Origin of the sequence: Stenotrophomonas sp. NPDC077421 (assembly GCF_049545505.1) — a bacterium.
Taxonomy (GTDB): Bacteria; Pseudomonadota; Gammaproteobacteria; order Xanthomonadales; family Xanthomonadaceae; genus Stenotrophomonas; species Stenotrophomonas nematodicola.
This window is the reverse complement of sequence record NZ_JBMWDP010000010.1, coordinates 1-23,892: the sequence shown is the minus strand read 5'-3', so window position 1 is coordinate 23,892 and position 23,892 is coordinate 1. Positions and strand designations below refer to the sequence as shown.

Below are 23,892 nucleotides of genomic sequence, written 5' to 3'. Positions count from 1 at the left end.
CGACGGGCCGTCCCGCTCAGGTGAGATCGTTCACCGTCGCACCGGGCGCGCTCATCTTCACCAACTGGATGCCGGCCTCGCGCGCGGTCACCGACGAATACGTTTCGCTGGTGCCGATGATCTGGCTGTTGGCCGCCTTCAGGTTGAACATCGGCGCCCCGTTGTTGGCGTTCCTGCGCGTGTAACGCGTGTCCAGCGGCGCATTCTCGCGCACCGATTCGATCCCGTTCAGTGCGTTCTGTCTGCTGGTGTAGCGCTCGCTGGACAGCAGCGTTTCGCCGTTGCCGGCCTTCAGCGTGAAGTGGAACTGATCCCCTGAGCGTTTCAGGTCATAGCGTGCTGCCATAGCGGATATCCCCTGGTTGATCGGTCGGTACCCCGGACGTAAGGCATGAGCCTTTTACGACAGGCTCGCGCATTCAATCAGGGAATGCCTCAGCAGCGGGTAGGGAAAGTCCGTTACAGCGCTCAGCGCACCTGCAGCGTCATCATGAAGTAGCGGCCCAGCGGATCATCCAGCCCCGGCGCCAGCCCGCCGTTGCCGCTCAGGTAGTTGACCGGCGGCGCGTCCCACAGGTTGTGCACATCCAGCGCCAGCAGCACGCGCGGCCCCAGCTGGCGGCCCACGTGCAGGTTCCAGCGCAGCTGGTCGGGGTTGTGGCAACGGCCCTGCTCGCGCTGCGTGGCCGGGCAGGCGTCACCCGGCAGCCACGCGCGGGTGCGGCCCACGTAATTGGCGCGCAGCGCGAGGTCCCAGCGGTCGCTCTGCCACTGCGTGGTAAGCACCGCCGACAGCGTGGGCGTGGCATGTCCGCGCAGGTCGACCGTCTCGCCGTGCGCGCGGTGGCGGCGCAGCGTCTGCTGGCGCAGCGCATCCAGCGATACCCGCCACGGCCCCTCGGCCGACCGGCCGAACCGGTAGTCGCCGCGCAACACCCAGTTGCGCGACACCGTGCGGCCGATGTTGTCGAACGACAGCCGCAGCGCCTGCAGCCGGCCGGCGTCATCCAGCACCCAGGTGGCGCGGTTCCAGAACGCATCGGCCGGGTGCAGGTCCAGGATCTCGTTGCGCAGGTCGACCACATTGCCGGTCAGCGACAGCGACAGGTCCTCGCGTGGCGACCACACCACCCCCAGCGAATGGCTGCGTGTGGTTTCCGCATCGAGGGCGCTGTTCTCCACCACGCCCACGTCCACCACGCAGCCCTGCGCGGCGGTGATCGCACACCGGGGCAGGGCGTTGGAGGTGGGCAGCACCACCTGGCCGAAGTAGCCGGGCGGGCGCCGGCGCTCGAACAGGCTGGGCGCGCGGTAGCCACGGCCACTGGACCACAGCAGCGACCACTGCTCGGACGGCGTCCAGCGCAGCCCGGCACGCGGCGAGAACGCGGTGTCATCGCCATCGCGGTCCAGCCGGGCCGCCACGTCCAGGCGCAGGGTATCGGTGAATGGCAGGCCCAGTTCGGCGTAGGCGGCGTTGGACAGGCGCGACAGTCGCCGGTGCTCCACCGGCAGTCCCAGTGCCAGCTCGCCGTCGCCGATCAACGCGTCCGGGTGCGCGCTCCAGGCCTCGTGGCGCAGGTCCAGGCCGGTGGCCAGTTGCACCGGGCCGCCGGGCCATTGCGCCAGATCGCGCTGAAGTCCCGCCCACGCCTGCCACTGGTCGGTGCGGCCGCGGTTGCGGATGGCCGGGAACAGATGCTCGGCCAGCGGCGCGGTCAGCGCGTTGAAGCCGGGCAGGAAGCCCTGCTGGGCCGCCTCATACAGGCGCTGGGTGCGCACCGTGCCGGCCGTGTGGAGCGACACGGCGCTGTGCTGGCGACTGATCCCGGCGTCCCAGTTGCGGCCCGCCTGGTCGCGGCCCACGCCCACGGTGACGTCGGCCGTGGTGGCCTCCACACGCGGGCGCACGCTGCCGCCTTCCTGGAACACATAGTTGAACAGCAGTCCTTCGCCGATGCGCAGCGCGGCCGCGGTCGGCCCGAGTTCGAAGCGCTGCCGGTCCTCGCTGCCGCGCACTTCGGCAAACGCGTAGTGGCCGTCGCCGAATGCATGCCGATAGCGTCCGTACGCGGCCACGGTGGTGGCCGCCGGCTGCAGCGAGCGGCCACGCGAACTGTCGAACCAGCAGCCGTCCGCATCGCGCTGCAAGGGCGCCGCACAGCGCGTTGCCGGCAGGTACAGGCCGCTGTCGGTCAACAGGCCGATCGGGTAGCGCTCCTGTTCCACATGCCACGCGCGGCTGTCGCCGGCCAACGGCTGTACCCGCTGCAGATCAATGCCGGCAAACCAGCGGTCGCCGTTGGCGCGGGTGGCGCCGGTGGCCAGCTGCACGCGCTGCTGGTCGCCATCGCCACGGCTGCTCACGCCCGACTGCAGCATCGCTTCGGGACCGTCGGCCTGCTCGCGCAGGATGATGTTGACCACCCCGGACATCGCGTCGGCGCCGTAGATGGCCGACGCCCCGCCGCGCACCAGTTCGATGCGCTCGACGAAGCTCAGCGGGATGCCGCCCAGGTCGGTCAGCGCGCCCTGTTCCAGTGACACCATCGGGTAGCGCGGCAGACGTCGGCCGTTGACCAGGAACAGCGTCGCACGCGGCCCCATTCCATCCAGGCTGGTGGTCGCCGCCGCGCCCACCGGCAGGTACAGCGAATCGCCCCCGCGCGAGGTTGCCAGCGGCGGATGGCCGTTCATGCCGGGCAGGTGCCGCAGCAGATCGAACAGCGAGCCGTAGCCGCTGCGCAGCATCTCATCGCGCTCGATCACCACCACCGGCAGCGAGGCCTGCACCGAACTGCGCGGCAAGCGGCTGCCGGTGACATGCACCGGCGCCATCTCGACCTGCGCACCCAGCACCGGTGACGGGGCTGGGGCAGGGCGCCGTCGCGCGGGCACCGGTGCCGGTGCGACGGCAACGCGGCGCACCACGAACACGCCCGGGGTCGTCTGCAGCACGTGGACCGGCAACCCGGTGACCAGGCGGGCCAACGCCGCATCGTCCTCCAGCGTGGCGTCCAGCCCGGGGGTGGTCAGGCCGGCCAGCTCGGCGGCATCGAACAGCAGCACCCGCTGGCTCTGCCGCGCCCACTGCTGCAGGGCCGGCGCGAGCGGGCCGCGCGGAATGTGGTAGCCGACATCGGCGCGTTCGCGCGCGCCCACCGGTGGGATCAGTGTCCACGACAGCGCGCACGACATCGCCACGACGAACACGCGCCATCGCAGCCACCGCCACCGTCGTTGCCCCCCCCGTACGGCCATCGACGTCAGTGCCGGCGGCGCAGTTCCAGCGCGCCGTCGGCGCGCTGTTGTCCAGTGATCGACCAGCCCTGTTCCAGCGCGGCGAGCAGGCCCGCACGATCCTCCGCACGGAACGTACCGCTGACCGCCAGCGCCGCGATCGCCGGATCGGCGATCACCATCGGCGTGGCGTGGTAGCGGTTCATGCGTTCCACCACGGTCTGCAGCGGCGTCGCGTCGAAGACCAGCCGGCCATCCAGCCAGGCATCGGCCGTGCCCTGGGGCAGCGTGGGGCCGGGCGTGATCTGCCCCGATGCCTGCACCTGCAGCTGCTGGCCCGGCTGCGACAGCATCAGGTGTCCGCCCTGCGTGCCGTCGCTGCGCACCTCCACCGCGCCGTCCAGCAGCGCCACGTCGATGCGGTTGTCCTGCCAGCGTTCCACCTGGAAGGTGGTGCCGATGTCCTCAATGGTGCTGTTGCCCGCCTGCACCCGCAGCGGCCTGCGCGATGGAGCCACCTGCAGCTGGATGCGACCGCGGTCCAGCGCGATGTGGCGCTGCCGCAGCCCGAACCGGGTGGTCATCGCCGCGCCGGCATCCAGCGTGACCCGGCTGCCATCGGCCAGCGTGCGCTGCTGCGGCAGATGCGTGGCGTTGGCATAGTGCTGCGGCGTGGGCTGCCCATCCGTCACCCATGCCCAGACCAGGCCAACGGCCAGGCACAGGCTGGCGGCAATCGCCACGGCAGGCAGCCATCGCGCACGGCGCGGGCGCGCACTCCGCGCCGTGCCGGCACGCACCCACGGATCATTGGCCAGCTGGCCCATCTGTTGATGCAGCGTTTCGGCCTGCACCCAGGCGCGCACATGCCCCGGGTCTTCGGCCAGCCAGTGTTCGAACGCATCGCGTTCGGCACGGCTGCAATCCGGCGCCTCCAGTCGTGCCACCCAATGGGCGGCCTGGTTGAATGCCGGTTCGTCGCGGCGGTGCGTGGCAGCCCGCATCAGGTGTCTCCGTCCTGGCCGAAGGTGTCGGGGCCCAGTTCCTGGCGCAGTCCCTGCAGGGCGCGGGCAATGTGTTTTTCCACCGTCTTGGCGGTAATGCCCCGGTGGCGGGCGATCTGCGCATAGCTCATGCCGCTGATCCGGTTGAGCAGGTACACCTCGCGGCAGCGCTCGGGCAGCTTGAACAGCGCCTGCCGCAACAGGGACAGCATCTGCCCGGACTCGGCCTGGCGCAGCGGTCCCGGAGCGGTGCAGAGCGGTTCGGCCGCGCCATCGCCGTCGGCCAGTGGCAGGTGCGTGCGCGCGTGTGGTGACCGCCCGCGGTCGGCCAGCCGGTTGCGCGCAATCCGGTACAGCAGCAGGCGCAGTTCTTCGCTGCCATGCGACTGGTAGCGGATCAGCCGTTCCATGCAGTCCTGGGCGATGTCCTCGGCGTCGTCTGCACTGGCCCCCCGCGCGCGCAGGAAGGCGCACAGCGGCGCGCGCTCGTCCCGCACGAACGCAGCGAACCGCTCGGGCCGCGGCAGCGGTTCCGGGTCGTAGCGCAGCAGGGGGGACGGAGCGGACAGAACGGAACCTCGAACGGCAACGATCACGGGCATCCCGAGTATTACGCGACGTTGACAGGATGTGAAAGGCCGAAAGTGCCACCCTTTGAAAATGAATGCGTTCATTTTTATGTCGATGCCCGACTGGGGGAGATCGTCGTTCCGCCACGTTCTGCACAGGTCCCGCGCGATGCGGGGTAGGACCTTTTCTGGAGAGAAAGCATGAAGCAATCGGTGTTGAGTGTGGCGTTGGCAGGCCTGCTGGGCGTGGCGGCGATGGGCGCGGCGGGTGAAGCCGCCGCGATGAGCTACCACGTACAGGGCGATCGGATCTTCCTCAGCGGCGGCGTGACCTACGCCGACGTGGTCTCGCTGCCGGCGCTGCTGGCCAAGGCGCAGGCCGAAGGGCGTCCGATCCGTGAAGTGGTGCTGCGCACCTCCAACGGCGGCGCGCTGATTGCCGGTGAGTGGCTGCAGGGCGTGATCCGCACGGCCGGCCTGAACACCATCGTGTCCGGCCACTGCATTTCCTCGTGCTCCATCATGCAGTCCGGTGGCGTCGAACGTTACATGGCCGGCGACCTGCCGACCGTTGATTCGGTGCAGATCCACGCCGCCAGCAGTGGCGGCAAGGTGATCTACACGCCGTCGGCGCGCATGACCGAGATATACACCGGCAACTACGGTGGTGGCATGGATGCCGGCCTGCTGCGCAAGGCGATGTACGAAGTGGTGCAGCCCAACGGCCTGCTGGTGTTCTCCGATCCGGCGCGCACCCGCGGCAACTCGGTGAGCTTCGATCCGGACGGGTCCGGCGCCAAGCGCGTGACCTTCGCCGGCGAGGACATGTTCAACAACAACATCATGACTTCGGCCGAATACCACGCCCCAGGCGACACGCTCAACGTGACCGCCAACGTCACCGGCGACATCAACGCCGGCTACCTGCGCACCGGCCGCCAGCTGCAGACGTTCGTCGATGACGATTTCGCGCGCTGGAACACCGACTGGCAGTCCACCTACATCAATCTGGCGCAGTCCATCTACAACGCGTCCAGCCGCGGGCCCAACGGCATCGGTCCGGACTCGGTGCAGGACTATCTCAGCGACCCCGGCATCCAGGCCCTGCTGCTGTCCAAGCTGCGCCTGAATGATCTCGCCGCATCCACCCTCGACGATTCGATGGGCGTCATCCGCGTCACCAACGGTGCCGTGTGGCGCACCGCCGCCACCACCGGCGCGGACTTCATGCTGGTCGACAATGGCACCATCGCCCTGGAAGGCGGCGCTCTGCGCGCGGCTGAAGTGCGCGTCATGCAGACCAGCATGCTGGTCGGTCATGGCGACATCGCCTCGCCGGCAATGGACCTCAACGCACTGGCCGAGGGCAGCGGCCCGTCGTGGCGCGAAGACGGCTTCAACCGTCTGCGCGTGTACGGCACCCTGATGCCGCGCGGCGGCGATCTGGTCACCCACGGCTACGTCAACATCATGCCGGGCGGCAAGGTCCTGTTCGACGTCACCGAGAACGGCGGCGCCGCCAACGGCCGCCTGCGCGTCGGCACCTTCTTCGACGACGAGCAGATCGACGGCGCCCTGGTGATCTCGCCCGGTGCGCACCTGGAACTGAACGTCGCGCGCGGCTACTACGACGGCAGCTACCGTCGCGACCTGGTCACCGGCCCCATCTACCAGGACGGCTTCCAGGATGTGGTGCGCCTGGGCGACACCGGCTACACCGCCAGCATCGCCGAGGGCGAGGTGTTCCGCCCGCGCCACAACTCGCTGCTGAGCTTCAACGTCGTGCAGAGCGCCAACGGCCTGTCGCTGACCGCCAACCCGGGCTTCGACCAGCTCGGCCTGTTCGCCAACGCCACCTCCGGCGACGGCCTGGGCCGCGCGCTGGCCAGCGCCGCCACCGGCAACGCCGCCGGCCTCAAGCCGCTGCTGGCCTCGCTGCAGTTCTCCGACCGCGACGTGATCGCACAGCAGGCCGGTGGCCTGCGCGGCGACAGCCACGCCACCCTGCGCCTGGCCGACACCGCCCTGGTGGGCAGCATCGGCAACGTCGTGCAGCAGCACCAGTTCGACATGCGCAGCAGCGGCGGCGACGCCGACGGCCTGGCCGCCCAGGCAGCACAGGCCGCCTCGGCGCAGCCGGGCATGGGCAATGGCAGCCTGTTCAACCAGCTGGCCATGCACCTGGTGCAGCCCGCCGGCGACGCTGGCAGTGCCGGCACCGCTGGCGACCGTCGCAGCGTTGGCATGTGGGGCCGCGGCTTCGGCAGCCAGGGGCGCATCGACGCCGACGGCGGCGTGGCCGGCATGACCCACACCACCGGCGGCATCGTGCTCGGCGCCGACACGCGCCTGGCCGATGACAAGGTCACCTTGGGCGTCAGCGTCGCCGCAGCGGAGATGTCCACCAAGGGCCGCGACGGCACCGGCTTCAGCGGTGACGTGCGCGCGCTGGACGTGGGCGGCTACCTGGATGCCGCGTATTCGCGCGGCTACCTGTCGGCCTCGCTGCGCTACACCGACCTGCGTCACGACACCCACCGCAGCATCGTGGGTATCGAAGGCCTGGAAGCGCCGCTGCGCGCCAAGTACGACAGCGACGCGCTGTCGGCCCGCCTGGAGCACGGTTTCTCGTTCACCACGGCCCGCGGCCTGGTGGTCCAGCCGCTGCTGCCTGTAGTCGACTACGCTCGCCTGTCCAACGTCCGCTTCAACGAAGGGCAGGGCGCCGGCGCCCTGGCCGGCCGCAGCGACAGCCTGGAGAGCATCCGCGTGGGTGCCGGTCTGCAGCTGTTCAAGACCTTCGAGGGCCGCAAGGGCGAGCGCATCACCCCGCACGCCCGCGTGCTGTGGCAGAAGGAGCTGGGCGACACCCAGGCCCAGTTCAGCACCGGCTTCGCGGCCGCGCCGGACCTGGTCTTCGGTTCGACCAGCCAGTCGGTGGGCGAGCAGGTCCTGAGCTGGAACGTCGGCGTCACCAGCCGCGCCAGCGAGCGCCTGTCGATCATGATCGACTACGTTGGCGAGCGCCGGGACGGCCAGGACCAGAACGGCGTGATGCTGGGCCTGGGCTACCGCTTCTGAGCCCAGGGGCGTCCGGGCAATTGACCGCCCGGACGCCCGGCCTTAGAATTGCCAGCTCAGCCGGAATAGCTCAGTTGGTAGAGCGGCGCATTCGTAATGCGTAGGTCGTAGGTTCGATTCCTATTTCCGGCACCAGTTTCATCAAATGCCCCGGCCTTGGTCGGGGCTTTTCGTTTGGGGCGTTCGGAACCTATTGATGGGGAAAGGCGTTCGTGCCGAACTGGTGCTGGCCGGGCTTCAGCGCTGGTGGTTGCGGATGGCTTGTGTCCTTGTGCCAGCAGTCCATCCCATCTGAGCACCCGGCTTCAAGACCGCTTATCAACTGATCTTCGAGAAGCGAAGGAGAGGTGCGCTTCTCGAAGTGCAGTCGAGCGGCTGCTGCATTGGCTATACGGCAGCTGCTGATGCTCCCCATGCGGGCGCTCCAGGCGAATTAATTGCTTGGAGGTGATTCGATGGTTGCCTCAAGCTCGTAATTGAAATCGGGGCGGGATGGACGAAATGCCTCTGAGATCTGACCAAGGTCTCGCTATTGGGTCCATTCCGACCAATCGCAGTGCTTGCAAGTGATGACGTAGTAGGTCTTATCTCGCCCTTCATCTGTTAGGCAGCGGCGTTCGAAATCGTCCTCCCCGCACTGGGGACAGCGCTTGAATGGCAGTGGATCTCCCGAGGCTTGGTCATCGTACGTTAGCTCATCTATTCAAGCCTTTAGTCGTCTGAATAGCGCAGCTTCCGACGGGGCGCCGCAGACTTGAGCTGCAATGGTGCCAAGAGAATTTCTCGACTTTGCTAGAAATCCTCGATAATCAGCTACAAGTGTTGGCAGTGGAGTGTCGTCAATCATAATGGGGATTATTCGAAGGCTCTCGTCGTCAACGCGTCGCCTGATGTAGGCTCTGAGCTCTGTTCCTACCCACTTGGAGGCGGCGGCATCTTTTGACCAAAGAAGAATAAAAACATCTGAATTGCTCAAGCCGTCCTCTATGCTTCCGGTCAAAGATTCGCCTGGAAGAATTGTCCACTCATCAAACCAAACATTCTCTCCATGTTCTACAAGGGCCATTGCTAAAAGGCGCGCTTGGGACTTTTGCTTCTTGTTGTGACTAATGAAGATGTTCATAGCTCATCAATAATATCGAGGCGGATGACGGATTCCGCGGCCGCTGTGTCGGCGAGCGAATTGTAATGCTCATTGTTTGATTAGATGGCGCGTGATACAAGAAGCATGAATCGGGGGAAGTCGAAGCCTCGGCCAGAGAGCTCAAGTGTCCTTTTAACCGCAAATCCTGCAATGGAGAGTGATGAGAGATATTTCTGTAGAGGGTGGTGGAAATGCGTGGTTCGCATGTCTGTAAAATGATCCCGAATTTTAAAGTCAGCCTCAACTGCAAACGTTCTTTCGTAATGAAAGCTAGGGTGCGACGCGTAGCCCCAATACAGGGGCCAAAAGCAGGGGTGAGGGATGGTTGCGATAAAGAGTCCATCCTCTCTGAGTAATTTCCGTGAGGCTCGAAAAAACCCCTCGAGATCGGGTGAACTGCTTGCTGCCATATTCGAAATCGCCGCGTCAAAGCTTGGGCGCTTTCGTCGCTTCGCCATTTGCTCAACGCTCTCGGCGAAATAGCTTACGGAACTTTTTGAATGGCGCTCCCGTGCGATGGCGATTGATTCGCCGCTCGGATCTACCCCAACCGTTGCGGTGGCCCGCCCAGCCGCCTGCGATGTTAGCCATCCGGTGCCGCAGCCTATATCTACCAGGTTGTGAATTTTTGGTAGCTCGCTCAGTATTGCTGGTCCCAATACAAAGTTTGCACTGTGGTCTTTCCCTGATGAAATTTGCTCCTCCCTTATGCGGGCGATTGCATCCCACTCCTGAGTTACGTTCAGCAGGCTCTTAGTTTGCGTTATATTTATCATTGGTAGCTCTAATGGCTCGAATTAGGTCACGTGCCATCGAATACGTCGGATGTGAAGAGTCAAGCTCCTCAATGACGTGGGCTTCATTCGGCTTACGGTGGCCGATGGCGACGTAGGAAGACGAATCGTTGCCGGCGTTCGCGACAGTGAAACGAGTCATCGGTTCAAATCCGAATACACCATACGCGATCACCTCTGCGCCAAGCGATGCAAGTTGATCGAGCTCTGGAGTTCTACGATGAACGAGAAATGTAAGTTCGCTCCGCGAGGCCTTGCTTTGAAGTAGCGAGAAAATCCGTTTGTCTGAAATCCAGCTGGCATCGCGCGAACATATTTCACATTTGCCACTGTTGCGGAGCATTTCATGCATGTATGTGTTTATTTCGGCGGTGGTTTTATACTTCTTGATGGCGCGTCTGAGTTCTTCTTTGACGTCAAATGTGGCAGCCGCGCCAAAGACAATTACTATTGCTGCGATAATCAAGATTTGGAGCGAAGAAAGCCGTTCCGAAAATGGATTAAGGGTAAAGAACAAGCCAATTAGGGAGGCCGCTGCGGCAAGCCAATTGAGCAGTGACTTCATTTGTCGTTCCATGTCTGACCGCACTGCAGTGCAGCATAAGTGTGATTCAATCGATGGCGCTGCTGGCTGGCCTTCGATGCTGGTAGTTGAGGATGGTTCGTTTCCTTGCTGGACACCGGGGCCTGTCTGAACTGGCTCCAAGGCCGCTTACGTTGAAATACGGTAGGACTCTGTCAAGTTCGCCCATCGGCGCACCGCATCGGTGGCTCTCTGATCAAACACTGCTGGAAGTGTGTGTCGATACCCTATCATCGGCGCGTTGGTCAGATGATCTGGTCAACCTGAACCAGGAGAACGGAATGAAGTTCAATGTTCGAATAATTTCCACAGGGGAAGTCATCGAACTCGATGAGTCTCAATTGGAAATTGAGCAGGATGGCGGTGATGAGCGAGGAATGGGTGCGGAACTTTCGTACTCTGCGACCTTCGAAGGTGAAGGCTTCAGGGTTCGATGGGAGTTTACGGAGTATCCGGCCGGTTGTCTGGGAAGTACTATCGCGAGGCACGAAAACTGCACCACCGATCATGAGCCCGACTTTAGCGATGTGGTTGCCTTCAGTTCCGAGGACTCAGAGTAATAAATTCAGGGGAAGGGAGGGGTTTTGCCCCTTCCTTCCTGCCTTGAGCTTAGGGTCTAGCCGTCCCTGATCACGCTGATACAGGGCAAGCTGAGGAAGTCTCACTTCAAAGAAGTGCGAGCATCTGAACGATGTGGTGGCGAATCTGATACTCCTTATTCTTCCCAAGTCCCGGAAAAGTGTCCTCAGCGACATGTTTACGGTACGCATCTAGCGCGGTATTGGTTACAAACTCTGTAGGTCTCTTTTTCGCGGCGCGTACAAGCTTCTTGGCTGCTTCGAGAAATTTGGAGGCGGCGTCGCCCACGTCGCGGTCGATCTCGTCCGACACGAAGTGCTCTATCCAGGCTTCATCTTTGCCGTTCGGACGGAAGGAGGCGTGAATCGCCACTGCGCCGGGTTTTCCGCCCCCGATCTCCAGCGCTTTGCCGGTAATGGTGTAATCCCCAATTCCTGCGAAGTCCTTGCCGACTAGTTGGTGCTGGTCACTGAAGAACTCAACGCCGTTGTAATCAGCATTCCGTGGAAGCTTTTTGAATCCATCGCGGATCGAAACAATCTTAGACTTCGGGATGAGTGCGAGTTGCTTCTTGCCTACGCTTGAACTGAGTGAGAAGACAAAAACTGTTTCTGGGCTGTGTGCAATGGACTTTAGATCCGCATCACTAATGACAGGGCTATCAAGTAGGAAGGCGACCTGTCTGTCGGAATAAATCTTCTGGAAGGCGCTAGCCTGAGTAACATTTGTCTTCGCATCCCAGATGAAGCCTGGAATTAGATCCGTGTACTTAGCGAACGAATCGGCCAGATCCTTGCGTAAATTGCTTGCGACTCCGGTGCCGCCTTTGTATTGATGCCGATGTGGATTCATGATGATAACGGCGCGAATTCCTTCCCTGCCGTAAGTATCGATGAATCGCAGAAGATCTCCTGTGCTTTCTAGTACCGGTTCAACTACAGGAACAAATTTTTCGAAGTCTACGTTCTCTGACTTCAGATTCCGAAGAGCAAGTAGCTCAGAGCGGCGACCGCAGAGATAAGGGCTATACATCGTCATCCAGTGAGTGATGTGGCCCCCGATGTTTAAGTTAATTTCGCGTGAGAGTCAAGTACCTCGCGAATCTTGCTTCGCTGCGTCGAACTTAGGTTCGCTGAATAGCCTAAGGCGCGTAGGTGGTTAGGGAGAGCCCTTAAGTAGCCCACAAATTCCTTGTTGGTCGTTCGCCCCCTCATGGCTTTCAAGTGGATAGCGTGAGCGTCCTCGACGGAGAGTTTGCAAAATTCTTTCTCGCAATACTGCGAGACAAGTCCATTAGGTAAAGAGATCTTCTGCCCGAGGTGCTTCTCAATGGCGCCAACGTATTCGTCACGTCGAAGCATCCTAAACAGAGCCCGGGTGTCAATATTGTGGATATTGCTAGCGGCCTCGCGAACAGTGCGGAGGGATCCTCTTTCGTTGAGCTCCATGATCCCCACGCGCTGGTCGCAGAACGACTCGTATCGGTGCGCATTGTTACGAGGCGCGACCACATATACCTTGTCGAAAGCCTTGAGGTAGTCAGCGGTCTGTGAAGTAAGGCGGCGAGGTGAGTCAAGCTCGCTTTTTACCTCGTAAGCCGTCGACGTTCCGTTGAAGACCGCAATGTCGACAATAGATTTTCCGACGTGGAGCTCCATGCCAACGGCTGAAGTGGCGGGGCTGTGTCGCCCGAACACAATACGATCAATCACTGCACTCTTGTAGACGTACTCATTCCTATGGTGGCTGCTGAGGTGACTGAAGGCCAGCTCCAATGCGCCTGCGACACTGCGAACCTCGCGCTCGGCTAGTTTTTCTAACAGCGGTGCGAGGATCTTAAGAGGGTCGGCTCCCTTCGCAAGTGCGGTGAATACCGGTCTACTGAGCGCCCTTGAGCAAATGTGGGAAAAGCTAGTGGAGTCACTCATTTGGAGTTGCCATTTTGAAGAGTGTCGACCGGGTAGGGAGTGTCACTCTCTGGTCGCAGCAGGCCGTTCGTGGGTCGAAGTTTAGCTTAGGACGTCACCTCTGCAAATCGAACCATGCGGAAGGTCTTGACTGCCAGGCTGCCGGACGAGTAGCAGGGTTGGCTCCATGTATAGATCTGGGCGGATACGGATAGTCCTTATCCAATCACCGCCTCGCATCCCGTCCTAAGTTGGTCTTATCGCCACTTATGGACCCTCCGCCCGATGTCATCCGCCCTCACCAAACGCATTGTTCTCACAGCGGAGCCCCGAGAGCGCCCCTATGAGCTCAGGGACGCTCAGGTTCGTGGTCTGATCCTTCGCGTGCAGCCCTCTGGGCATAAAGCTTGGATCGTGACCTGGGCGCACGGTAAGCGCCGTACATTGGGTTCGGTCGAGCACCTGACACTTGACCAAGCTCGGGATCAAGCCCGGCAGGCTGTGGCTGAATACGTTCAGTCTGGCTTGCCCGCTCTCGCAAAGTCCAGACCCACTAGCTGCACCCTCGAAGCGCTGCTCAACGATCACTTCGAACCATGGGCCGTTGCGGAGCTCAAGGGTGGTCGCCAGTACCCAGACCGCATTCGATCAGTGTTCCCGTGGCTGTTACGCCGTCAGATCATTGAGATCGACGTGCCCACGATGGAGCGATGGTGGCGCGGGCGTGTCACTGGCCCCGATGCCGTCACCAAGGCTACCGCAGCGCGCGACTTTGCTTGCCTGCGGTCTGCCTTGTCCCGGGCCGTTGAGTGGAAGTTGATCGAGACAAATCCCCTAATGGGCATGCGGCAGCGATCAGCTGCGAGCCGCAAGGTCGTGCGGTTCTTGTCCCCTGATGAAGAGGCAATGCTCCGCGCCGCGCTGGCAGCGCGCGATCTTGCTGGTGTAGAGGGCAGGGCGAACGCCAATGCGGCCCGACGTAAGTACCGGCAAGACGTTCTGCCTGATTTGCCGATGGACGGGTATGTCGATCACCTGACCCCGGTGGTCCTTACAGCCATCAATACCGGCATGCGGAGGGGTGAGCTGCTATCAATGACATGGGCTGACATCAACTGGGACGCCAAGATGCTGACCATCCGGCCCGAGAATGCCAAGTCCGGGAGGCAGCGCCACATTCCATTGAACACCGAAGCCATGGAAGTCCTGCAGAGTTGGGCTAGGCAAGCGGGCGAGCGCCGTGCGGGCAAAGTCTTCGACGTGACCGACATCAAAAAAGGGTGGGGTAAGCTGATCACTGACGCCCGCATCGAGCAATTTCGGTTCCATGACCTGCGACATCACTTTGCCTCGCGGCTGGTGCGGGCAGGGGTGGACTTGAACACCGTGCGAGAGCTATTGGGGCATGCGGATATAACTATGACTCTACGTTACGCCCACCTGGCCCCGGACACCTTGGCAGCAGCGGTTGCCAAGCTAGCGGCATGAAGGTCTCAGTCAGGCTGCTGCCCGGCCAAGCGCTCAAGCTCGTCCCGCATCCTTTGGCGCTCTTTGGACGAGAGTTTCACGAAGGCCAAAATCGCGGCAGCCAGGTCATCGTCCTCAGCGAAGAGGTATGCGACAGGTACGTCAAGTGCGCCGGCAAGTTCTGCGGCCTTGGTCATATCCGCTTGGTTTCGCTCACGCTCGTACCTGTTGATCAGTACGGCACCCCGGTTCTTGTCCTGATCCTTATCCACCAGTGCCCCCAGCGCGCGCTGAGATAGCCCGCGCAGTGCTCGAGCTTCGGACAGCCGCTTGGAAAACGTAGCAGTGATGACTTGGGGCGAGGGCACGCGGAGGTAACGGTGTGTGAACTTGCAGGAGCATGGGCCATATACCTATTCAGTAGAAGTCATTACCATTGCGGTATATAGCGTTGCACGCGGTGTGACCGGTCGCAAGGGGTGGCCGGGCCCGTCAGCGCTCAGTCGGGAACGTTGAGATGAAGAACCGGATTGCGCTTGTTGCCGTCATGTCGTTGGTGCTGACCGCTGTTGCGTCAGGGGAGGTCGTAGCTCAGGGGCAGCGGTCATATGACCGCTTCAAGGATCGAACCTCTTACGATGCCAAAGTGCAGCTATCGGAGCTGTCCAAGACCAGTAGGGGCGTTTCTCTGAGCCTGAGTAGTGCGGTGGACGGAGACCGCCCTGTGACGAAGGCGGACACCTTTACGGTGTCGGCAATCGTGACCTTCAACATGTCCTATGACGTTCGCTGTGCCGGTACAGGGTTTGACATGCTCGTGGACGGGAAGGCTGTTTCGCTTCCTAACGACATGCCTGCTTTCAATCGCCACGAGTACGCGATCCTATCGTTCGGCAAGAAGATGACCTTGGCAGAAGCAGGGGCCTTCGCCGGTGCCAATAGGATCGAGGTCCGGGTGTGTGATACCGAATACAGTCTGGATGATGAGCAGCGCGCTGCGCTGCGTGCTCTGGTCAAGGACGCTCAGACGGGTAGTTCAACCGGCGGCTGACGTCAGAAACCCCAGTACATCCAATCATGGAGGAGAGAACGTGCAAACCAGCGATTCAGTAATTAATCTCTACCAATGCCCGGCTTGTCATGCTGCGATCCCCTCGGGCAGATCATCCGCGAAGTGTCCTAAGTGCTATGCGGACCTGCCCAAGGCAATTATTGAATCGAATCGTGTGAGTGCGAACGCCCGGGAAGAGCGTGGCTCGACAGCGGCGTGTGTGGCGTTGGGTCTAGTTGCACTCGCAATTGGGCTCTACTTCCTGATCAACCCCTCAGCAAGCGGTTACGGCAACATTGCCAACATGCATGCGCTCGCAGTAGGGCAAGCACTGACTATCGCTGGGGCTGTGCTGCTGGGCTTGGGCATTCGCCCTCGCTGAGCAACTAGATTTGCCGCAACCAGGCCCGCTGATGGCAACGTCAGTGGGCCTTTTTATGCTAGCTGATGTGTCGCCTGGCTGCTGTCTCAGTCACTGAGTTAGCTGCGCAGAATGGATGCTCTAGGATCGCTCTATCGGCCAACCTGGGGCTGCCCGAGGGCTACCGATGCAGGGGTGTGGCGGCCCTGCCAAGCTAGCGTCGTGCCGCGATTGGCGCGCATCTGCGAGCACTGATTCTGAAGCGCGGATGCGGATGATCTGCGTCCAATGCTCGAAGTCCTAGCTCGAAGTCCTAGATGGTTCGCGGACTTCGCAGGGGAAACTCGCCAAAGCAGGGGTGTCGGTCGGATCACTCCATACAGGTGGCGTCAGTCAAATTCGTCACGAGCGCGAGAAGCAGCGGCCCTCGACTCCTTCTGGTGTTTTGCTACTGCCTCTATCGTTTCTTTCTTCGACAGTGTGCGCATGTAAGCGACCCTGCGCTCCTCATCCTGTTCATGCTTACGAATCAGGTTCAGCTTAGCCACGGTCTGTAGGAGCTGCTTCTTCGCCGTGGGCGAGAGCGCCTCGCTAAGGCCGTCGAAGGTGTCCTCCCAAGCGACCGATCCTGCGGCCAACATCTGGCGACCTAACTTGGTGGTAGCAAGCCCTTTTGCTCGGTCGTTCAGTGATGTCTCTGATATCAGTCCGTCGCGCATCATGCGGGAGACGAGCACCGACATTGATCCGGGTGTTGTGTTGATCATCTTCGCAAGACTGGCACGAGTCATCGGATACGCATTCCCGACTTCTGTCCGAGCAATCGCATCTAGTGCCAGGAAAGCGGAGGTGGAGAGCTTGTATGTCTTCAAGCGGGCCTCGAGATCGCTCGAAAGTCCATTGATCAAGATCATTAGCGCTTTGAATTCGGCGTGTGGCAGTTGGCTCATGCCACATCTTAAGTTGGTCGAATAGTTGAATTCAACGGGTCCGCCGCGTTTGAGCTTGGCAATCTTGCTTTCGACGGATGCCGCCGGCAACCGCGACAAAAGAAAGGAAGACCTAGTGAAGAAGAACAGCTGCATCGACCGTTCGACCCGCCTCTTTGCTGCGCAGCGCGAGGGTAGTGAGGCATCTCGCGTTGCCCAGTACAGCATTGCCGAGGAAATCATGGGGCCGGAATCGCTCTCTGAGGAAGGTGGCTGCAAGGCGCGCCGGTATTCGGCCTGTCGCGATATGACTGCGTTCGAGGCAACGATGGAGTTCGCAAAGGTGATTCAGCTCAACACGGGAGCTACTGATCGCCGCTTCGATCTGCGTGTTTGTGAAGAATCGATGTTCCGTTCGATCTGGAAGGCGCGTCAGATGGTTGACATGACGGGAATCAAATATCGCGACTACGTCGGACCCGCGATGAACTACCTCCGGCATTGCGGCAAGAAGCGCTTCACGCCTGCCATGCTCGTCTCCGCTGAGGTGCAGCTGCACGTGATGGAGCTCGATCTCGTCAGCCGCTAAGTAATCCAATCAGGGGCGACGACGCGGCCTTTGTGCTGGATGCGGAAGGGCCATCCGCATCCAGCAATATCGTCGGACGGTCCGACAGAGCAGTGCCAGGTTCGATAGGTGGCTCGTCCGGATTTGGCGCAGTGAACGCTGGTGTGCGAAAGGAGCACATCGTGCCACTGGTCCATATCGGTTGGTTCCCCGCATCGTGTGGGCAGGCTCGCTAAAAAAATCTCAACAAACCGGTGATTTCATCAAGCCGGTCGGTATAACGCTGTCTTTATCTAGGGGAATTGGAGAATGGCAAAGATCAAGAGGTCAAAAGCAACGGGCGGAACTGGAAAAGCAAAGCGGCCCAACCCGGCCCGCAAAAAGATGTCTGTGAAAAATATGGCAGACGCCCAGCGCAGGGAGGTCGTGTACCAAAAAGTGCTGGGGCTGGCTAGCCCCACGGCCCGTCAAGTGGGCGAGATCAGCTTTCAGCGCACCTACATCGACAAGGACCTGCTCGCGTCTGAGCCATCGCTGATGCCGACTCGCTGGGTAGGGAACCGGTACATGTCGCCGTTGCAAGCAACACAGGCTTTCACTGAAGCGTACATCGAAGCGTACCGTGCTGCATGGGACCGCCGCTTCGACGCATCAGAAGCGCCCTTCAAACAGCCTTGCAAGACGAGCTTCGCGATGAACGACCGGCAGGACATGACTTGCCTTTGGAAGGCCCGCCAGAAGGCGGATGAGCTTGGCATGCCGTACGATCTGTTCTGCGACATAGTCATCGAACGGTGGTTGTACGGGCGGAAGACCAAGAAGCCCCCGCTGCCAAATCAGCTTTGCTCGGGAAAGTTGTTCCAAGGGTGGATGCGTGGTCATCCCACATGGGATGAGATGGGTGAGCGCCTGTACCTTACTACTTGGGATCGACGCTTCTTTACGGAGCCCCTGGGGGAAGACCCTGTGCATGCTGCGGCAATGCGGGCATTGCACGCCGATGTGCTGCATGCGAAGGACAGGCCTGCGCGGCTGGCGCGATATCTTGGAGCCAATGGTCCGTTGACAGAGGCGCGTGCTACGGCGATGTTCGAGGCGCACTTGGTGCGGAGCGCAATGGCATTGACTTCTGATCCTGCCAATCAGACGGATGCAGTTGAAAGCTATGTTCCTGCGTGCATTGGAAATCGCTCAAGCTCGAAAAAGTCTCCTTGTTATGTGTGCCCATTCGTAACGCAGTGCTCGGCCCTGAAAAAACTGGGAACGCAAGCTTTGAACGCAGCAGGTAGTTCGAGCGATCCGCGCGCTGATCGCAGGCGACAGCAGGACCGAGAAAGTCAGCGGAGGAGGCGTGACAAGAAGCGAAACGAGCTCGCCGCATAGTGCGGTTCTGCAGGGCTGCGAGTTGAACCCGCATAGGAAATGTCAGCGCCCCCATAAGAGCGTTAGATCAAGAGCTACTACCTTCTCTTCGAGAAGGTAGATATTTACTCGATTGTCTCGCTGGATGTCCCTTGCCTGGACCCAGAGGTACTCGGGCCTTCGGCCCTCGCGCCTCGGGTCCAGATGCGCGCCCCTTCGGGGACGCGCAAGAGACTATATCCGGGATTGTACTGAGAGCGAATAGCTAGCTCCTGGCTGGTGCTTCTGTGAGTCTCTGAGGCGAATTCTTCCGGTGTTTGTGCAGGGGTGTCGCTGGTCGCGCCTGTGGTGCGCTCAGCGAGCTTCTGGTGCGGCCTGGCGTGCATTTGATAAGCGCCCAATGGGTGCAACGTTCCGGCGATTACTTTGACGTACAGATTGCTCGCCCAAGTATGCAGCGTTCCTGACGATCCACATGACACAAGCGCAGTCTCGTGGCTCCTGTAGCGAGGACGTCAGTTGTTGTTTCCCGCAAGCTTGTCGAACGGTGCCGCACTTGGTCGTGGTGCTGCGTTGGGTTCTTTGCGGGCTCAGCCGTAGAAGCACTGCGCAATAGACATGCAGGCAGGCGTCTGCCCCATGCGAAACGCTATCAAAGCACATGCGGCCGCGGTTAAAACTGCAACTCGCGGGCGGCGGTGCTTCAGGTGGTGCCTGCAATAGCAAAGATTGGCGCCATGTATGAAGCGTGCGGTGGTGTTCCACCTTGTAGGGGCGGCGAAAAGTGGGTGCGGGTCAAGTCTCATCCTCTGCGACCGATATCTTCAAGGATGCGCTAAACAATCGCCGGGATGACCACATGGACCGTTGGACTTGGATGATGGCAAGATGTACGCGCCCGTAGTGGGAGCGCTGTTGATAGGGCTGCTGTTGATGCTCCCGTTGGGGATGATCCGGGAAAGCTCATTGCTCGCAGGGATCTACGCAGTGGCTTGCTGGGCCCCAGCGTTGGCAATCGCGGCGTCGGTGATCCCTGGGCTGATTGCCACTGTGAGGCTGTGGCGCTGGGATCAAGGACGCAGCCCGCTGGTTTGCGAATGCGGTGGCTTGTTGGGCCGAGCCAGGGACGGGAGGTATGGCCGGTACCGCAAGTGTCACGCCTGTAGCCGAAACGTTAGCTTTCGCTCTGCCAGTAGGGGCAGCGGCAGCCACTGATGGACCGTGGCTGCAGGCTGCGGACGGAGCTGGTTCGACCGGGGCGTCCGTTTGAATAGCCTGATATCCTCTGCCCTAAGCTAATGACTTAGTCCGCAGAAGGAATTGTATGATCGAAGAGGGCAAAGAGGGCGAAGAACTCCGGAATGAGCGTCGGGCAGCGACGGAGCCCTCGGGTCACGGGGGCTTCCTCTCATTTCCGATTGATCATGATTCCGTGCTGAAGCATCTGAACCAAGATATGCGCGATGACTGGTTCTCTGACGTGCTCGGGTACCGGGACCTCTTTGAAAAAAAAGATAGCCTTCAGGCGGTTCTCGCAGGGCTGCTTAGTGAAGGAAATGGTCAGTACGCGGGTGTCGCGCGAACGTTGTGCGATGTCCCAAAGAAAGGTCTCGGCTTGAGGTATGCGCTCGAGACTGATTTCTATGACAGGTTTGTTTATCAGTCTATTTGCACGTTCCTAATAAAATATTACGACCCGCTGTTGTCCACCCGAGTTTTCGGTCATCGTTGGCGCGATCATTATATTGAAGGTTCTCGTGAGAAGCGCCTCTTCAAAAGTCGGATCGAGCTTTGGCAGACATTTGAGGGGATAACGCATTCATCGTTGGTTGATGGCAAAATAATACTGGTAACTGACCTAATAAATTATTTCGAGAACATATCGATTGAGTTGATTCGCGAGGCGTTTCTTTCGAAATTGCCGCTCATCAAGGCGGACGGCCAAGCGAAGTTGCATATTAGAAACGCTGTCCAGACACTCTGTTCCTTGCTGGAGAAGTGGTCTTATAGTGATCGGCACGGCCTACCGCAAAACAGGGATGCGTCATCCTTCATCGCGAACGTGGTTCTTTCAGATGTCGATCATAGAATGGTTTCTATGGGTTACGATTATTTTAGGTATGTCGATGACATAAGGATTGTTTGTGCTGATGACCGGCGCGCTCGAAAAGCGGTTGCAGATCTTATTTCTGAGCTTCGCGCCGTAGGGATGAATATCAATTCATCCAAGACGGAAATAATAAATCTTGGTCATGAGCGGGTGTCTGATTTCTTCCCTGTCTCTGATTCGCGTAGCGCAGCAATTGACGCCATGTGGAAATCGAGGAGTAGGCGTATCATTTCGCGATCGGTGCCTCTCGTCTTTGGTATGCTCGCGGATCTCATAAAGGCCGGGGATACGCAGCTACGTCAGTTTCGTTTCGCGGTAAATAGACTTAAGATTTTGCTTGATTCTGGAATGTTTGTCGACGAGTCCGATGTTGCAGGCGAGCTGGTCGATCTAGTGATAGACAGCCTTGAGACGCAAGCGGTCTCCACTGATCAGTTTTGTAGAGTGCTGTCATTTCTCGCTATATCTCAAGAAAGCTTCCATCGAATCGAGAGGTTTATGCTCGATTCCGTCATCTCAATTCATCCCTGGCAGAACTATCACCTATGGATGCTGCTGGCGCTGAAGGAGTACAAGACTGACGCTATTGTTGCACTGGCTGAGCGAAAAGTTGCGGAGAACTTGGCATCTCCCGAGATTCCAGCAATCTTTGTGTACTTGGCATCTGTCAGGGAGGGGGGTGCGGCGTTAAAGCAGGCAATCGAGCATTTCAGTGGTGAGTGGTCCTATCAGCACCAGCGATATTTGCTGCTCGCAACTCGTGAGTTTGATAAGGAGGACCTTAGGCCGCTCTTCGGTAAGCTAGGAATTCGCGTCCAGGGTACCGCGATTAGAGCGAAGTCTTATGTGCCAAAGCAGGGGTCTCTGGTTTGCATCCCTCGTTCGACCAACCTCGTTTCCTTCTATGACGAGATAAGTGTGTATGACTGATGGATCAGGCGTTCTCATATTTTTTAAGGACTTCTCGGAGCGCGGTGGAGATCGCTACTTTCTTTGGTCCGATGGTGCCTTGACCGAGACGGATGCGCATAAAATCGTCGAGATGACAGTGCGGTTGGTATGTCACGACTATTGGTTGATTTCTCCCGCTATTTTTAGGTCTGCGGGCAAGCTTCCTGTGAGTGTTGTCGACGTTGTTGAATTTGAGCGTGGGACGTCAGGGCGACGAATAAGTAAGGCGGTAAGGGAACGTCAGGATGTTCGCCAAACGTTGCTCGGGTTTTGTGACGAGGCGGTCGTTGATAGCTATTTGTCTGCCTTTTACAGGCAGGCTGAGCTAGATGCCAGCACTCTTGCTGTGATAGGTGATGCTCTCAGCCGGCATTGGACGGAGCTCTTGGGGCAAGCAAAAAGTAAAGGTGAATTTGAGCGTGCAATAGATGTGGAGCTTCCCGTTTTCAATGAGCTCACCTCCTGCGTTGTACACGGGATTCGAGTTGATGAGGCCAAGCTGCGCGAACATAAGAAAACGGTCGACGTTGATTATTACTTGACATTGAAGCGATTCGCTGAGAAGCATGAGCTTCCTTATGAGGTTCCACGAGATGATGTGGTCGTCGAGAGGTTGGAGTCTCGTGGATTTGATATGTCAGGGGTCTCGCTTGATTACATTCTCCGGCTGCTTCCGATGCAGGACGGCTTTGGAGATGATTTGATCGAGCTTAAGCGCATTCACGCTAGTCGGTCAATTTTGAATAGACTGTCTGTAGGGGCGGGAAGGGTCTTTCCTATTCTTGACTCCCAAGCTACGGTAACCTCGAGGATATACTTCAGGGATCCAGCGCTCCAAGGTCTTCCGGGCTATTACCGGGATGTCATAATCCCAGATAAGGGAATGGAGCTTAGCTACGTCGATTACGATCAATTTGAAGTTGGTGTGATGGCTGCTTTGTCTTCTGACCCGAAGATGTTGAGTCTCTACTCTTCTGGTGATCTCTATTTGGAGGTTTCCCGCAGTTTGTTCGAATGCGACGAAAAGCGTGGTTTCGCTAAGCGTTTGTTCTTGTCATATGCATATGGAATGAGGCAGAAAGCTCTGATTGATGCTGCTTCTGCATCGGGCGGCACTCGTCTGAGCGCAAAGCAATTCTTTACTGAGTTCAATGTGTTTGAGGAGTGGAAAAGGTCAATTAACGCGGAGTTCGAGAAGAACGGCAGGATTGGCACCTCGATGGGGAACTACCTGCAGCGTGAACTGGTTGGGCCTTTGACGCCGAAGGAGTGCCGCTCTTCGGTGAGTCAGGTGGTGCAGGGGACTGCTGCTTTGATATTTAAGAAGGCGATCTTGAAGGTTGCAAGCTTGCCTGGCGTGAAGATTAAGGTCCCCATGCACGACGCTCTGTTGGTGCAGCATCCCCCTGGCTTTGATAGGTGCCTCCTAATGGACACTTTCGCGTCTGCAATGACGGAGCATTTTGGTGGTTCCATTGCTGGAAAGGCGTCCATTGAGCCATTCTTCAAGGCGAGAGGGCCGGGTTAGGAAGAGCCGTTGGCTTACGGTGAGCTTACCTGCCGCATTGCTGGGTCCTAGAGAACTGGCAGTAAAGGTTATGTTCCCTCGGTGTACGTGCATTGGTCATGCGACGCTCCTCGGTGTGGGGTTCAGCGACGGAGTGCCCCTATAGATAAGGAGTGTCCTCATCCTCGTCCGCATCTGGGACTGGCGAGATGGAGATGTCCTCAGCCCAAGGCTTAGTTGGCGCTTACCGTCAGGCGGCCAGTTCCGGCAAGTCTTCGGAACAGCCCCCCTGGGAGCTTGCCGTGCGAGCCCCGTACAACGTGCCGCTGGCAACGGTCCATGCCGGTCCGCTCGGCCTGAGTCGGGCTTGTGCAATCAGTTGCTTGTCGCTTAGATCGCTCGCCGGAGTCAGTCGGCTGGGTTCGTAATGCGTAGGTCGTAGGTTCGATTCCTATTTCCGGCACCAGTTCAGCAAAAGCCCCGGCCTAGGTCGGGGCTTTTTGTTTGGGTGAGTGTTGGAACTCATTGATTCGCGAAGGGTTAGTGCGTTCTGATTGCGGGCTTGTCTTCCATGCCGCTTATTGCGGATGCGACGTCCCCCCGGCTTGAGTAGTGAGCGGGTTTAGAGTCCGGTGCTGATGTTATCTTTCTTCGTCGCCAACTGCGCGGCGTACTGGGCAGGTGT

The 23,892-nt window shown here is 59.7% G+C and carries 19 protein-coding genes and 1 tRNA gene; 9 read left to right on the top strand and 11 right to left on the bottom strand.

The features are described from left to right. Nucleotides 1-16: 16 nt before the first annotated feature. The 4 genes from ACPEH1_RS07395 to ACPEH1_RS07380 form a co-directional block, all read right to left on the bottom strand. Nucleotides 17-346: a YegP family protein gene (locus ACPEH1_RS07395; RefSeq protein ID WP_423715550.1), complete on the bottom strand. Its 330-nt coding sequence runs from the start codon at nt 344-346 to the stop codon at nt 17-19. A 122-nt stretch (nt 347-468) separates the two neighbouring features. Then, nucleotides 469-3,204 (bottom strand): TonB-dependent receptor plug domain-containing protein, encoded by a 2,736-nt coding sequence (locus ACPEH1_RS07390; RefSeq protein ID WP_423715548.1) that lies wholly within the window; start codon nt 3,202-3,204, stop codon nt 469-471. Between the two features lie 62 nt (nt 3,205-3,266). Next, nucleotides 3,267-4,244 (bottom strand): FecR family protein, encoded by a 978-nt coding sequence (locus tag ACPEH1_RS07385; protein ID WP_153164482.1) that lies wholly within the window; start codon nt 4,242-4,244, stop codon nt 3,267-3,269. After that, nucleotides 4,244-4,846 (bottom strand): RNA polymerase sigma factor, encoded by a 603-nt coding sequence (locus tag ACPEH1_RS07380; RefSeq protein WP_423715546.1) that lies wholly within the window; start codon nt 4,844-4,846, stop codon nt 4,244-4,246. The genes ACPEH1_RS07385 and ACPEH1_RS07380 overlap by 1 nt, the downstream gene beginning before the upstream one ends. 168 nt (nt 4,847-5,014) lie before the next feature. Here ACPEH1_RS07380 and ACPEH1_RS07375 point away from each other — a divergent pair, with 168 nt between their 5' ends. Beyond that, a complete protein-coding gene (locus ACPEH1_RS07375) occupies nt 5,015-7,894 on the top strand; it encodes an autotransporter domain-containing protein (RefSeq protein WP_423715545.1) in 2,880 nt (959 codons plus the stop codon). Between the two features lie 59 nt (nt 7,895-7,953). Beyond that, nucleotides 7,954-8,029 (top strand) — tRNA-Thr (locus tag ACPEH1_RS07370). Between the two features lie 568 nt (nt 8,030-8,597). On the opposite strand, the gene ACPEH1_RS07365 is transcribed toward ACPEH1_RS07370, so the two are convergent. The 3 genes from ACPEH1_RS07365 to ACPEH1_RS07355 all read right to left on the bottom strand — a co-directional run bounded on the left by ACPEH1_RS07365 (nt 8,598) and on the right by ACPEH1_RS07355 (nt 10,397). Beyond that, the gene (locus ACPEH1_RS07365) at nt 8,598-9,017 is read right to left on the bottom strand and encodes a toll/interleukin-1 receptor domain-containing protein (protein WP_423715544.1); all 420 of its coding nucleotides are present in this window, start codon (nt 9,015-9,017) and stop codon (nt 8,598-8,600) included. Between the two features lie 80 nt (nt 9,018-9,097). Next, nucleotides 9,098-9,814, bottom strand: coding sequence for a class I SAM-dependent methyltransferase (locus ACPEH1_RS07360; protein ID WP_423715542.1), 717 nt, complete (start codon nt 9,812-9,814; stop codon nt 9,098-9,100). Beyond that, entirely contained in the window at nt 9,792-10,397 is a 606-nt protein-coding gene (locus tag ACPEH1_RS07355; protein WP_423715540.1) for a hypothetical protein, read from the bottom strand. The genes ACPEH1_RS07360 and ACPEH1_RS07355 overlap by 23 nt, the downstream gene beginning before the upstream one ends. A 299-nt stretch (nt 10,398-10,696) precedes the next feature. Here ACPEH1_RS07355 and ACPEH1_RS07350 point away from each other — a divergent pair, with 299 nt between their 5' ends. Continuing rightward, entirely contained in the window at nt 10,697-10,975 is a 279-nt protein-coding gene (locus tag ACPEH1_RS07350; RefSeq protein ID WP_149500813.1) for a hypothetical protein, read from the top strand. A 106-nt stretch (nt 10,976-11,081) separates the two neighbouring features. Here the strand turns inward: ACPEH1_RS07350 and ACPEH1_RS07345 are convergent, their stop codons facing one another. Together ACPEH1_RS07345 and ACPEH1_RS07340 are read right to left on the bottom strand one after the other, a co-directional pair. Then, on the bottom strand, nt 11,082-12,026 hold the full coding sequence (locus tag ACPEH1_RS07345; protein WP_423715538.1) for a sce7725 family protein: 945 nt from the start codon (nt 12,024-12,026) through the stop codon (nt 11,082-11,084). A gap of 32 nt (nt 12,027-12,058) precedes the next feature. Further along, the gene (locus ACPEH1_RS07340; RefSeq protein WP_423715537.1) at nt 12,059-12,922 is read right to left on the bottom strand and encodes a sce7726 family protein; all 864 of its coding nucleotides are present in this window, start codon (nt 12,920-12,922) and stop codon (nt 12,059-12,061) included. Nucleotides 12,923-13,186: 264 nt separating this feature from the next. On the opposite strand from ACPEH1_RS07340, the gene ACPEH1_RS07335 reads away from it, so the two are divergent. Beyond that, a complete protein-coding gene (locus ACPEH1_RS07335; RefSeq protein WP_423715536.1) occupies nt 13,187-14,389 on the top strand; it encodes a tyrosine-type recombinase/integrase in 1,203 nt (400 codons plus the stop codon). Between the two features lie 5 nt (nt 14,390-14,394). Here ACPEH1_RS07335 and ACPEH1_RS07330 read toward each other — a convergent pair whose 3' ends face one another. Further along, nucleotides 14,395-14,640, bottom strand: coding sequence for an XRE family transcriptional regulator (locus ACPEH1_RS07330; protein ID WP_423715535.1), 246 nt, complete (start codon nt 14,638-14,640; stop codon nt 14,395-14,397). Between the two features lie 245 nt (nt 14,641-14,885). Between ACPEH1_RS07330 and ACPEH1_RS07325 the strand changes: the two genes are divergently transcribed. Beyond that, nucleotides 14,886-15,419 (top strand): hypothetical protein, encoded by a 534-nt coding sequence (locus ACPEH1_RS07325; protein WP_423715534.1) that lies wholly within the window; start codon nt 14,886-14,888, stop codon nt 15,417-15,419. Between the two features lie 750 nt (nt 15,420-16,169). On the opposite strand, the gene ACPEH1_RS07320 is transcribed toward ACPEH1_RS07325, so the two are convergent. Then, the gene (locus ACPEH1_RS07320) at nt 16,170-16,865 is read right to left on the bottom strand and encodes a MarR family winged helix-turn-helix transcriptional regulator (RefSeq protein WP_423715532.1); all 696 of its coding nucleotides are present in this window, start codon (nt 16,863-16,865) and stop codon (nt 16,170-16,172) included. Between ACPEH1_RS07320 and ACPEH1_RS07315 the strand changes: the two genes are divergently transcribed. The 4 genes from ACPEH1_RS07315 to ACPEH1_RS07300 all read left to right on the top strand — a co-directional run bounded on the left by ACPEH1_RS07315 (nt 16,846) and on the right by ACPEH1_RS07300 (nt 23,228). After that, entirely contained in the window at nt 16,846-17,298 is a 453-nt protein-coding gene (locus ACPEH1_RS07315; protein ID WP_423715531.1) for a hypothetical protein, read from the top strand. The genes ACPEH1_RS07320 and ACPEH1_RS07315 overlap by 20 nt on opposite strands. A 288-nt stretch (nt 17,299-17,586) precedes the next feature. Then, entirely contained in the window at nt 17,587-18,660 is a 1,074-nt protein-coding gene (locus tag ACPEH1_RS07310) for a hypothetical protein (protein WP_423715530.1), read from the top strand. 1,303 nt (nt 18,661-19,963) lie between these two features. Beyond that, nucleotides 19,964-21,679, top strand: a complete 1,716-nt coding sequence (locus ACPEH1_RS07305) for an RNA-directed DNA polymerase (RefSeq protein WP_423715529.1) — start codon at nt 19,964-19,966, stop codon at nt 21,677-21,679. After that, nucleotides 21,672-23,228 carry a DNA polymerase gene (locus tag ACPEH1_RS07300; RefSeq protein ID WP_423715528.1) on the top strand — a complete coding sequence of 519 codons (1,557 nt, stop codon included), beginning with the start codon at nt 21,672-21,674 and terminating at the stop codon, nt 23,226-23,228. Before ACPEH1_RS07305 ends, ACPEH1_RS07300 begins: the two co-directional genes overlap by 8 nt. Nucleotides 23,229-23,892 lie beyond the last annotated feature (664 nt).